7 protein-coding genes are annotated in these 12759 nt (G+C 70.8%); 6 read left to right on the top strand and 1 reads right to left on the bottom strand.

Annotation, left to right across the window (positions count from 1 at the left end):
* Window positions 1-173: 173 nt before the first annotated feature.
* From ACZ63I_RS16790 to ACZ63I_RS16775, 4 genes are all read left to right on the top strand, one after another.
* On the top strand, window positions 174-929 hold the full coding sequence (locus ACZ63I_RS16790; RefSeq protein ID WP_469339316.1) for a thioesterase II family protein: 756 nt from the start codon (window positions 174-176) through the stop codon (window positions 927-929).
* Between the two features lie 212 nt (window positions 930-1141).
* Window positions 1142-4219: a helix-turn-helix transcriptional regulator gene (locus tag ACZ63I_RS16785; protein ID WP_469339315.1), complete on the top strand. Its 3078-nt coding sequence runs from the start codon at window positions 1142-1144 to the stop codon at window positions 4217-4219.
* A gap of 24 nt (window positions 4220-4243) precedes the next feature.
* Window positions 4244-7060, top strand: coding sequence for an AAA family ATPase (locus tag ACZ63I_RS16780; protein WP_469339313.1), 2817 nt, complete (start codon window positions 4244-4246; stop codon window positions 7058-7060).
* 389 nt (window positions 7061-7449) lie between these two features.
* Window positions 7450-8133 (top strand): helix-turn-helix transcriptional regulator, encoded by a 684-nt coding sequence (locus ACZ63I_RS16775; protein ID WP_469339311.1) that lies wholly within the window; start codon window positions 7450-7452, stop codon window positions 8131-8133.
* 500 nt (window positions 8134-8633) lie between these two features.
* Here the strand turns inward: ACZ63I_RS16775 and ACZ63I_RS16770 are convergent, their stop codons facing one another.
* Complete coding sequence (locus ACZ63I_RS16770; RefSeq protein ID WP_469339310.1) at window positions 8634-10643, bottom strand: DUF4832 domain-containing protein; 2010 nt, start codon at window positions 10641-10643, stop codon at window positions 8634-8636.
* A 214-nt stretch (window positions 10644-10857) separates the two neighbouring features.
* Here ACZ63I_RS16770 and ACZ63I_RS16765 point away from each other — a divergent pair, with 214 nt between their 5' ends.
* Window positions 10858-11811: a carbohydrate ABC transporter permease gene (locus ACZ63I_RS16765; RefSeq protein WP_469339308.1), complete on the top strand. Its 954-nt coding sequence runs from the start codon at window positions 10858-10860 to the stop codon at window positions 11809-11811.
* Window positions 11812-11820: 9 nt separating this feature from the next.
* Window positions 11821-12717 (top strand): carbohydrate ABC transporter permease, encoded by an 897-nt coding sequence (locus ACZ63I_RS16760; protein ID WP_469339307.1) that lies wholly within the window; start codon window positions 11821-11823, stop codon window positions 12715-12717.
* Window positions 12718-12759 lie beyond the last annotated feature (42 nt).

Here is a 12759-nt window from a genome sequence, read left to right as displayed (position 1 = left end):
CCTGGTCCGTTCCCGGCTCCGGGCCGCTCGGCCCGGAGCCGGGAACGGGGGTCTGGCAACTCGGCTCGCCGAGGGGGCGCGCAGAGTCTAGGGAATTTCCCACTGTCCGTCCTAGTGGAATGGGGCGGTCGCTCACCGGGCCGAAACGCTCGGTCTGTCGCTAGGAGGAGATGATGACGACGTCCACCGAGGAGAGCCTCTGGGCGCGCGGCTTCCACCCCGCGCCCGACAGTGCCAGACAGCTCTTCTGTTTCCCCCACGCGGGTGGCTCGGCGTCCTTCTATTTTCCCGTGTCCGCTCAACTGTCTTCCGTGGCAGAGGTGTTCGCGGTGCAGTACCCGGGCCGCCAGGACCGGCGCAAGGAGACGAGCCCCAGCGACATCGGGACGATGGCCGACCAGGTCTACGCAGCGCTGCGCGAGCGGCTCTTCGCCCGGCCGACGACGTTCTTCGGGCACAGCATGGGCGCGACGCTCGCCTTCGAGGTCACACGGCGGTTCGAGGCCGACGGCGGAAAGCTCTCCCACCTGTTCGCCTCGGGGCGGCGCGCGCCGTCGCGCTTCCGGGACGAGGACGTGCACCGGCGCAGTGACGACGGGATCGTCGCTGAGCTGAAGCTGATGTCCGGCACCAACACGGAGCTCCTCGGCGACGAGGAGATCCTGCGGATGATCCTGCCCGCGATCCGCAGCGACTACGAGGCCATCGAGACGTACCGGTGCGAGCCGGGGACGGCGGTCCGGGCCCCGGTCACCGCGCTGACCGGCGACAGCGACCCGAAGACGTCGCTGGACGAGGCCGAGGACTGGCGCGGGCACACCACCGGACCGTTCGAGCTGAAGGTCTACCCCGGCGGCCACTTCTACCTCACCTCCCAGGCCCCGGCCGTGATAGCGCTCCTGCAGGAGCACCTGTCCACCGGGGTCTAGGCGGTCTCCGCGCGTGCGCCGTGTCCGTGAGATCGCCGTGTCCGTGCGGGTGAGGTCCCGGCGGCGCGTGATGCCCGGCGCGCACGCGTGTCCCCTCAGCCTTCCGGGGTAGGGGAACAGGCGGAGCTTCCGGCTGCGCGTATTCTGCCCCCCACCGGGTACCCACCCAGGTCAGGATGCCTGTCGTGTCCACGCCAAGTGAGGAGATCTTGATGCTGGATCAGGCCGATCTCGCCGGTTTGTCCAGCATCCTGGTCGGTCGCGCCGAAGAGCTGCGGCTGCTGGACCACCACGCGGGGACGGCGCGGACGGGACAGCCCGGTCTGGTGATCGTGTCAGGCCCGGCCGGCATCGGGAAATCCAGCCTGCTGGCCGCCTTCCTGGCCGGCGACGCGTGCCGCGGCGCGACCGTTCTGCACGCGGTCTGCGGCCCCGCCACGGCCGGCTCCGCGTACGGCGGTGTCCGGGAGCTGTTCGCTCCGCTGCGACTCGGCTGCGAGGACGCCGCGTACTCCGAGGACCGCGACGCCGCCGAGGACTCCGAGGACTCCGAGGACCCCGAAGACTCACCCCTGCTGCGGGGCGTCGCCCCGCGCGCCCGGTCCGTGCTCGGCGCCGACCAGGCCGGGGAAAGGCCGCCCTGCCAGGACCTGTCCGGCCCCCCGGCCGCCTACGAGGTGCTGCACGGGCTGTACCGGCTCGCGGCGAACGTGCTGGCGCAGCGCCCGCTGGTGCTGGTGCTCGACGACGTGCACCTGTGCGACGAACAGTCGCTGCGCTGGCTCGACTTCCTGCTCCGGCGCGCGCACGACACGCCGCTGCTCGTCGTCCTCGCCCGGCGCAGCGAGTACGAACCCGCCGCCCCCGCCGCCCTCGCCGAGATCACCGCGCAGCGCAGGCCCACCCTGCTGCGCCTGGCGCCGCTGACGTACACGGACGTCGGGGAGATGGTGCGCCGGACCCTTCCGCTCCGCGACGGGACGCACGCCCCGGCCAGGAACCGCGTCTCCGCCATGTCCACCCGCGCCTCCGCCGTTTCCACCCGTACCCACACCTCCGTCGCCACCGCGGACCCCGCCGAACGGACCTTCGTCGAGCAGGCCACAGCCGTCTCCGGCGGCAACCCCCGCACCCTCGGCCGGTTGCTGCACACGCTGCGCACCGAAGGCGTACGGCCGGACGAACACGGGCTGGGCAGAGTCGTCGAGGTCGGCCGCGAGGTCACCGCGGGCTCCGTCCACGGGCTGCTGGACCGGCAGCCGGCCTGGGTGGGTGACGTGGCCCGAGCCGTCGCCGTCCTCGGCGAGGAGTCCGCCGACCTGGTCGGCACCCTCGCCGGCGTACCCCCCACGCTCGTGGCGCGCGCCCTGCTGATCCTGCGGTGCGCCGGGTTCGTGGCGCAGGACCGGGCGGAGCTGATCCACGACACGGTGCGCTCGGCCGTACTCGAACCGATCGGCGCCCAGGGACTGGCCCAACTGCGTTCCAGAGCAGCCCTGCTGCTCAGCGATGCGGGGCGGCCCGCGGAGCATGCCGCAGATCAGCTCATGCTGCTGCCGGCGCTGCCGCAGCCCTGGATGCCGGACGTGCTCAGGGACGCGGCCGACCAGGCAGGGAGCAGGGGCGCCCCCGACACGGCGGTGCGCTATCTGTACCGGGTGCTGGAAGCGGAGCCGGACAGTGTGCGGCTGCGCCTCCAGATGGCCAAGTCGCTGGCGGAGACCGATCCGCCGCAGGCCATCCGGCTGCTGGACGAGGCGCTCGCCCGGTCCCGCGACATCCGCACCAAGGCGAAGGTCGCCGTCCAGTACGGCATGACCTGCCTCGCCGTACAGAACTCGCCCAGCGGGGTACGGGTCATGGAAGAGGTCCTGACGGACCTGGACGCCGCACTCGGCACCTGCCCCGCCGATCCGGCGGACCGCGAACTGCGCACCCTGCTCGAATCGGTGCTGCTGATCGTCGGGGCGAGGGAGCGAACGACGATCTCCGCGGTCCGCGAGCGGGCCGCCCGGCTGACCGCCCCGCCCGGCGACACCCCGGCCGAGCGGCAGATGCTCTCCACGATGACCATGCTGGACGCGATGGAGGGCCACTCCGCCGAGCGGACGGTCGAACAGGCCCGCCGCGCCCTGCGGTTCCAGGGATTCGAGCTGGAGAGCTGGCTGCTGATCACCTCGTCCTTCGCGCTCACCCTCGCCGACGAGGTCGGCGAGGCCCTGGACGCGCTCGACCGGCTGCTCCAGTACGGCAAGGACAACGCCGCCGTCTGGACGTACGTGGCCGCCCTGTCCACCCGGGCCCTGCTGCTGCACAACATGGGGGCGATCCCCGACGCGCTGGCCGACGCCCAGACGTCGATGGAGATCATCAGCCAGGAGAGCTGGGGCGACACGGCGGTCCTTCCGCAGACCGCGCTCGCGATCGTGATGATCGACAGGGGAAAGCCCGAACGGGCAGAGGAACTGCTCACCGGGATCAAGCGCGAGTACCTCGACCGCTTCATCCTCGAACACCACTGGTACCTGATGGCCCGCGCCCGCGCCCGCCGGGCACTCGGCGACCAGGAGGCGGCGCTCGCCCTGTATCTGCGGTGCGGCCGCTCCCTGGAGCAGGCCGGCTTCACCAACCCGGCGTTCCTGCCGTGGTGGGCGGAGGCCGCGTGCCTGCTCGCGGGCCTGAACCGGGCCGACGAGGCCCGCGAGATCACCGAGTACAGCAGTGAGTTGGCCGCGCGCTGGGGAACGCCGCGGGTCATGGGCCTCGCCCTGCTGGCCGACGGGATGACCACTCCCGGCGGGGCGGGCGTCGAACTGCTCACCGAATCGGTCCGGCTCCTGGCCGACTCGCCCGCCCGGGGCGAACACGCCAACGCCGAGTACCTCCTCGGCAGGGCCCTGCTGAAGACCGGTGACCAGCGCGCCGCACGCGAACACCTGCGCGGCGCCGCCGACCTCGCCCAGCGCTGCGGCGCCCTCGCGCTCGCGGGGACCGCACGCAAACTGCTGGTCACCGCGGGCGGCAGGATGCGCAAGATGAGCGCCAGCCCGCTGGACATGCTGACCGCGATGGAGCGCAGGGTGGCGGGCCTCGCCGCCGACGGAGCGAGCAACCGGTCCATAGCGGAGTCCCTCTTCGTCACCGTACGGACCGTGGAGACCCACCTGACCAGCGTCTACCGGAAGCTCGGCGTCAGCCGCCGTACCGAACTCGGCGCCGTCCTGCACACTCCCGACGTCCCCGACAGACAACCACCTGGCTGGGCGTTCGAGTCACGCCGACAGAGCTGATGCGATCTGAGCGAGGCGATGCGTGTGACCGCACGAAAGGACGGCCGACCGATGCTTCTTGAGCGGGACACCGAACTGGCCTGTGTGGAAGCCGCCTTGAGAGCCGCCGACGCGGGCACATCCTCGCTGGTCCTCGTCGCGGGACCCGTCGGGATCGGACGGTCCGTACTGCTGCGGAGCCTGCCCGACCTGGCGGCGGGCCAGGACGTACGGGTCCTGCGCGCCAACGCGGCGCCGATGGAGCAGGACTTCGCGCACGGCGTCGTCCACCAGTTGTTCGACAGCCTCCCGGCCGCCACCGCGCACCACACCGCACGCGCCACGGACACCACACCTCCCGCCGACACCACACTTCCCGCCGACACCACACCTCACTCCGCCACCGCACTTCCCGCCGCTACGGACCCGTTCGACCCGCGCGCCCTGCTCGCCGGCGCCGCCCCGCACACCCGGCTGCTCATCCTGGTGGACGACCTGCAATGGGCGGACGCCCCGTCGCTGCGCTGGCTGGCCCGCCTCGCCCGCCCGGCCGCCCGGCGGCCCGGCCGCGCCGCGCCGCCCGTCGTGCTCGTCTGCACCCTCCGCGAAGGGGACGCCAGGGCCCGCCACAGCGCGGTGCGGGAGGTCGCCGAAGCGGCCACCGAGACGCTGCGCCCCGCGCCGCTGTCGCTCGACGCCACCAGGGCCTTGATCCGTGCGCAGTACGGCACACCGGGCCACGACGAGTACGCCCGCGCCTGCCACGAGGCATCGGCGGGCAACCCGCTGTTCCTGACGTCCGTGCTGCTGACCATGGCGGGCAGCGGCTTCCCGCCGACCACCGAACACAGCGTGCAGGCACGCGCGTTGCGCCCCTCAGGGCTGCGCGATCGGCTCGCCAGCCTGCTGCGGACGCAGCCACCGGCGGTACGCGCCCTGGCGGCGGCCGTCGCGGCCTTCGGCGACCAGGACGACCCGGCTCTCATCCGGCAGTTGTCCGGGCTCGACGAGGACGGCTTCGCCGCCGCGCGGCGCGCGATGTGCGAGATCGGTCTGCTCGGCGACGCGCACGAGCCGCGCTTCGTCCACCCGGTGGTACGGGACGCGGTCGAGGCGACCATGACGCCCTCGGAACGCGAGCGTTCGCACACGGCGGCGGCCGACATGCTGCACCGGCGCGGCAGGCCGGCCGAGCAGGTCGCCGCCCATCTCACGGCGGTCTCCACCGTCGACCGCCCCTGGGCGGTGGCCGTACTGCGCGCCGCCGCCGCTGCCGCGCTGCGCAGGGGCGCGCCGCAGACGGCGGCCGGCTATCTGCGCCACGCGCTGCCGCGCCACCAGGCCCAGGACGAGCGCAGGGCCCGGCTGCTGATCGACCTGGCCACGGCGGAGGGCGGCTACGACCCCGAGGCGTGCGAACGGCACATCACCCAGGCGACGGCGCTGCTCACCACGGCCGGGGACCGGGCGGCTGCGGCGCTGCGGATCCCGCCGGCCCTCCTCGGCACGGCGTCCCCCGTGGCCAAGGGCCTGCTGCGCCGGGCGGCGGCGGAACTGGGCGAGCCCGCGTCCCTGGAGGGCCCCGCGCGTGAGGCGGCCCTGCGGATCGAGGCCCGGCTCAGGCACTGCGGCCACGACAGCCCCGCCGAGCTGGCCTCGGCAGCCGAACGCCTGCGCGAGCTGGGGGACGAGCCCCCGCTCGGCTCCCCGGCCGAACGTGAACTGGCGGCCGTCCTCGTCTGCTCGGGGACGCTCACCGGCCGGCTCTCCGCCGCCGAGGCCGCCCGTACCGCCAACCGCGTACTGGAACGCGAGCCCGCGGCTTCGGCACGGGTGCACACCGCGCTGCCGCTGGTCGTGATCACGCTGTTCGCCGCCGAATCCGTGCGGGTGCTCGAATCCTGGCTGACGGCCGAGCAGCATCCCCGGCAGCGGAGCGCGACAGGCGCCGACGACGTGCTCGTCTCCGCCGAGCGGGCGCTCGTGCTCGTCTCGCAGGGCCGGCTGACCCAGGCCCGCGAACATGTCGAACACGTCATGGGCCTCGCCGAGACGGACTGGCGCGAGATCTCCATCATCGTGCTGTCGGCGGTCGCGCTCGAACTGCGCGACCCGGCGCTCAGCGAACGGATCCTGGCCCTGAGCAGGGGCCGCCGCTCGGCGGGCCCGGCCCTCGCGGCGACCCTGCAGATCCTCCAGGCGTCGCTCGACGCCCAACAGGGGCTGCGGGCGCGGGCCTTGGAGAGCCTTCTCGCCTGCGGCCGGCAACTGGACGGCGCGGGCTGGCAGAACTCGGCGCTCTTCCCGTGGCGCCCGCACGCCATCGGCCTCTACCACCGCCTCGGAGACTCGCGCGCCGCGCTGAGCCTCGCCGAGGAGGAGTACGCCTGGGCCACGGCCTGGGGAGCGCCCACCGGGCTCGGCAGGGCGCTGCGGCTGAAGGGCTGGCTGGACGAGGCCGAGGGCGTACCCCTGCTGCGGGAAGCCGTCGACGTACTGCGCGGGTCGGTGCACGAGCTCGAACTCGCCCGCACCCTGGTGCTGCTGGGCCGCCGGCTGGGGAGCGGCACCGAGGCGGAGGCGGCGCTGCGGGAGGCCGGCGCGCTCGCGGCGGCCTGCGGCGCTCCCTGGCTGGTGGAGCGGGCCGGGCTCGGTGTGAGCGCCGCCGCCATGCCGCAGAAGGCGGTGCTGACCCGCAGCGAGCGCCGGGTCCTCGACTTCGTCGGCCGCGGCCTGACCAACCAGGAGATCGCGTGCGAACTCGGCGTGAGCGCCCGCGCCGTCGAGAAGCACCTGACGAACTCCTACCGCAAGCTCGGCGTTTCGGGCCGCCACGAACTCGCGGGCGCGCTGCCGGCCTGACCGTACGTCCCCCGGCTCCCCTGTGCACGCCCCGGCTCTGACGCGCATTAATGGCCCACGATCAATCGTGGCCTACTCAAAGCGCATATGCGAACCTCAGAGGAACCTCAAGCGCGACTCAATTGTGGGGATGCGCCCCAATCGATCGGGCGGTCCTGCCGAGTTCGGGTTCGCCGACCGCCGCCATTTCGGACCGTACCTCCGGAGGGTGCGACCACAGATTTAGTCAGGGGGCCAGAGGCGTCGTTGACTGGTAACTCCAAATTACCTAGCCTCAATTTGTAAGTGGAATGCCGGTCGGGTGGTATGGCCGGATACTGACGTCAACCGGCGCCTGACGTCATGCATATTCGGAAGAATCAGAGTCGGACTGAAAGGATGGCGGTCTCGTGGAGATTGCTGCACTCGCAGATTCTGCGCCGGTCACAACCGGCGAACTCGTACCTGACCGGGCCGGAGGCGCGGAGGCCCGGCAGTTCGACCAGCTCGGACTGTGCATGGCCTCGCTCGACCCCGCGCTCAACATCCAGCAGGGGAACCAGGAGTTCTTCCGCCAGTTCGGCGACTCCTCGGCCGACCTCTGCGGCCGCAGCTTCCGCGAGCTGGTGCACCCCAGCGTCCAGCAACCGCTGATGCGCCAGTTCTCCCGGCTGATCGAAGGCAAGCGCCAACGGTTCGCCTCGCATGTGGTGGCTTTGGGGTCGGAAGACTCCGCATTCGCAGGTACGCTCACCGCCGCCGCCGTGACCGGGGAGACCCCCGACGTGGCGGCGATCCTGGTGCTCATGCGGTCGACGAAGGGCGCGGACGACGCGGGCGTCCTGACCAGCAGGAAGAAGATCCTGACGGAGATCGACGCGCGCATCCTCGAAGGTATCGCCGCAGGTCTGTCCACGATCCCGCTGGCCTCGCGGCTCTATCTGAGCAGGCAGGGCGTCGAGTACCACGTCACAGGACTGCTCAGGAAGCTCAGGGTGCCCAACCGCGCCGCCCTGGTCTCCCGCGCCTACTCCATGGGCGTCCTCAACGTCGGTACCTGGCCGCCCAAAGTCGTTGAAGACTTCATCAAGTGAGGCCCGGGGCGGGCCGTTTCCTCGCCCGTCCGCCGCCTTGTGCCGGCCCGTACACCGCCCGTCGGACGGTGGCGCCCTGTCGAAGGGCACCACGGTTCCGGCGGGCTTTCGGGTTCTTGCCCCGGAATCATGCGGAGTCGTGAACAGGTAAGAACTCGGCTCTTCCCGCTTCACCACTTTAATTACCTCCTGAAGCGCTTCCTGATCTATTCGAGTTTGAATTTCAGTATTTCGATGTGGTTTTGGACTGCTGTGGATGTGGTTTTGCTGCCCGCTTATTTCAGCGCGGTCTGCGCCTCCTTCACCGGAGCATTACAGCTATTTTCCGTACCCGTCATTCGTTACCGGCACCGACACCCCGAATCCGGACCCGCCGGCTGCCCGCGGGCAGCCGGCGGGCGCGATACGGGCACCGCTGCACGCAAGACGGGCGGCGGCGCCCCGCTCAGGAGTGAGCGGGACGCCGCCGCTGTGCTGCGTCGGGTGTCAGGGGCCGGGTGTCAGGACACGGTGATCTTGTCGATGTCAGGAGCCCAGTCCGCCGGGTTCGCGACCGTGACGGTGTTGTTGGTGCCGGCGGCCAGGTCCAGCGTCACCGCGGCTGTCCCGGTGGTGGTCCAGTCGGCTGTCGGACTGAAGCTGACCGTATGCGGCGTACCGCCGTTGGCCTGCACGGTCGCGGTACGCGCTGTCTGGGTGGCGTAGTGGACGGTGACGGTGCGGGTGCCCCCGCTCCCGCCGTCGACGTGGTTGAAGGTCAGCGTGGCGCCGTTGCCGATGTATCCGACCTTGCCGCCGCCCGAGCAGCCGCCGCAGGCGCTCGTCACGGCGCCGCCCTGCAGCGTGTTGCCGCCCGCTTCGGCCTCGTAGTCCTGCGCCGTCGGGTCGCCGCTCTGCCCCGAACCGACGGTCATCGCGCCGAGGCCGAGCCACCCGTCGCTGTTCTGGGCGGCGTTGGCGAAGCGCAGCTTCTTGGCGTTCGAACTCACGTCCTCCAGAGGGTTCTTGACCTTCATCACGAGCTGGTAGCCGCCGGCGCTCACGCCGGACAGGTCGACCGACGTGTCGAAGTACTGCGGATAGCCGAAGTCGAGGTACGTGGGGTCGGAGCCGACGCCCCAGTCGGGGAAGGCGCGGATCTTGGTAGGCATGACCTTGCGCAGGTCCCAGGAGGTGTTCCAGGTCTTGACGACGTTGCCGGCCGCGTCCTTGAGGCCGAGGCTCACGGTCCAGGGGTAGTAGAACGGGGCGACGCCGGTGTTGGCGATCTGCACCCCCACGGTGGTGGCGCCCTGGGCGCTGTCGTGGAAGTAGGCGTTCTTGACGGCGAGGTTGTAGCCCATCAGCCGGACGGCCGCCGCCACGTTGGGGTCGGACGGCGAGTAGTTCGAGCTGCCCTCGTTGATCTTCCAGGTGGTGTGCTCCAGTTCGACGCACGCCTTCATGTTGTCCACGGCCCCTGAGCCGCCCGGCCAGTTGCTGAAGGCGGTGGACTGGATCTCGGGGCGGACCTCACCGCCCATCGACGCGGTGGTCCAGCGGTTCTCCACCCCGTGCTCGACGGCCTTCTGCAACTGCGAGTAGTCCGCGCCGCCCATGGACTCCGGCAGCGTGACGCCCTTCGCCGGGTCGCCCTCCCGGTAGCAGAAGGAGTCGTCGTGGTAGCCGAGGGCCGGCAGGCTGTCGGCCGCTCCGCCGGCCGAGTCGGCGTAGCGCATCTCGATCTTGGTGTGGGTGAAGGCGCTGTTGTACGCGTTGATGATCTCGGCGGCGTGCGCGTCGGTCGGCATGTAGTCGGGGTACGAGTCGCCGCTGGTGTCGGTGTCGTAGGGCCAGGTGTGCCATTCGCCCCACAGGCCGATCAGACCCAGATGGATGTAGCCCAGCCGGGGGTCGCCGTCGTAGCGCGCGCCGAAGGCCGCGATGAAGTTCTTGAGGGCGTCGATCAGGTACGGGCTGTTGTAGTCGGGGCTGGTGGTGCCCCAGTAGGCGTTGTCGCGGTTGGCGACGTGCCCGGCGAAGCACGGCGGCACGGCGTTGGCCGGGTGGCTGCCGGTGCCGCCCGGGTACTCCATGTAGAGCCGGATCGCGGCCTGGTTGCCCGCGGCGGCGATGGCGTCCAGCGTGTCGTCCAACGCGTCCCAGTTGTAGTCGGCGCAGTTGGACGCGTTGTCCATGACCTCGGACAGGCCGAAGTAGCCCCAGGTCAGCGAGTGCGGGTAGCCCGTGTTCTGGTCGCCGCCCGGCTGGTAGAAGCGGGCGAACCCCTTGAGCGGGTTGTCCAACGGGGCGTCACCGGCCGCGAGCGCGTGGACAGGCAGCGCCGGGTCCGGGCTCGGCCCCGGCGCCGGCCGGGTGGGGACGCCCTGGGCCGGGACGGCCGACTGCCCGCCGACCGGGGCCGGTACGGCATGGGCGCTCGCGGGGAGCGCCGCCAGCGTGAGGGCGAGGGCTGCGGAACAGAGAGCTGCGAGCAGCCCGCTGCCGCGTCTGGGCGCGAACGTGCGCATGGTCAACCTCCGAAGAGACGGCTGTGGTTGGTCAGGTCCGTGGCCGGGCCGCTGCCCGAGCCGGGGTTCACCAGGGGAAACAGTGCCGCCGGACTGGCTTGAGTTCGTTCTTTTGTGAGCCAGCATTGACAAAGTTTCACTGGTGCACATCAATATGTGTGCACAGCGCTCCACTGGCAAGAGGTGCGGCGCAGATCTCTTCGGAGGTGTAACCATGGGCGCTGACTTGGCAGTTGCGCCGCGGCGCCAACGCGCCGACATCCGCAAGGGCAGGAGGGCGGGCCCCGGACGGCCGCGCAAGTTCCGCGACGACCGCAAGGCGGCCTGGCTGTTCCTGGCGCCGGCCCTGGCTGGTTTCGCACTGTTCTACGCGTATCCGACCGTCCGCGGCGTCTACTACTCGCTCACCGACTACAGCCTGCTGGGCGCAGCGAACTTCACCGGCACGGACAACTACCGGCAGTTGATCGGCGACGAGCAGTTCTGGAACGCGCTCAAGGTCACCGGCTACTACGTCGCCCTGAACATCGTCTCGCAGACCGTCCTGGCGCTGGGCCTGGCGACCCTGATGCACCGGCTGACCCGGTCGATCGCGCTGCGCGCCATGCTGCTGGTGCCCTGGCTCGTGCCCAACGTCTCCGTCGGCCTGCTGTGGATGTGGATGCTCGACGCCAACCTCGGCTTCGTCAACCACATCCTGAACGCGCTCGGCATGGACAGCACCGGCTTCCTCACCTCACCGACCTGGGCGATGCCGACCGTCGCCGGCATCAACACCTGGGCCTACACCGGATACACCGCCCTGCTGCTGTACGCGGGGATGCTGCAGATCCCCCAACACCTCTACGAGAGCGCCACCCTGGACGGCGCGGGGGAGTGGCGCATGTTCACCCGCATCACCCTGCCGCTGATGCGCCCGGTGCTGGCCCTGGTGCTGGTGGTCTCGCTCATCGGCTCGTTCCAGATATTCGACACGATCGCCGTGACCACCAAGGGCGGGCCGGTCAGCTCCACCCGGGTCATCTACTTCTACATCTACGAACAGGCCTTCACCAACTTCCACATGGGCTACGCCTCCGCCATCGCCGTGGTCCTCGCGCTGCTGCTCGGCGTGCTGACCGCCGTGCAGATGCGCGTCCTGCGCGCTTCCCGCTCGTACCTGGCCTGAGGAGTGACCATGACACGCAAGCGCACCCGCAGCCGTCTCACGCCGGGCCGGGTCGCCGCCTGGGCGGTGCTGGTCCTCGTACTGGTGGCGACCGTCTTCCCCTTCTACTGGATGATCCGTACCGCCCTCACGCCGGCCGCCGACATCTACGCCGACTCGACGGGCCTCGTCCCGCACCACCCCACGATGATCAATTTCCTCCGGGTGCTGGGACTCACCAGCCAGGAGGAGGCACGGGCGGCCGGCGGCTCGGGCGCACAGGTCGACTTCCTGCGCTACCTGCTCAACTCGGTCGTCTACAGCGGGCTGATCGCCGTCCTGCAGACGCTGTTCTGCGCGATGGCCGGCTACGCCTTCGCCCGGCTGCGCTTCCCCGGCAGGGACGCGGTCTTCGGTGTGCTGATCGCCGCCCTGATGGTCCCGCCGATCTTCACCGTGCTGCCCAACTTCGTCCTGGTGAAAGACCTCGGCTGGCTGAACACCTTCGCCGGCATGGTGGCGCCGAGCGTCCTCATGACGCCGTTCGCCGTCTTCTTCCTGCGCCAGTTCTTCCTCTCCATCCCCCGCGAGGTGGAGGAGGCGGCCGTCCTCGACGGGGTGGGCGCCTGGGGCGTCTTCTGGCGGGTCGTGATGCCGATGAGCCGCGGACCGCTCATCACCATCGGACTCACCACCACGGTCTGGGCCTGGAAGGACTACCTGTGGCCGCTGCTGACCGGACGCGAGGAGGAGACCCGCGTACTGACCGTCGCACTCGGCGTCTTCCAGCAGCAGTCGCCCAACACCATGCCCGACTGGACGGGGCTGATGGCCGGCTCGGCGCTCTCCGTCCTGCCCGTCCTCGTCCTGCTGGTCGTCTTCGGCCGCCGACTGGTCGAGTCCCTCAACTTCACCGGCATCAAGTAGCAGCTCCGTCCTCACCTCTCCCTCCGCACACCCTCATTCGCA

The sequence above is a fragment of the Streptomyces sp. NPDC087906 genome (genome assembly GCF_055584925.1).
Note: the sequence above shows the minus strand (reverse complement) of the source record. Positions and strands in the feature narration are given on the sequence as shown.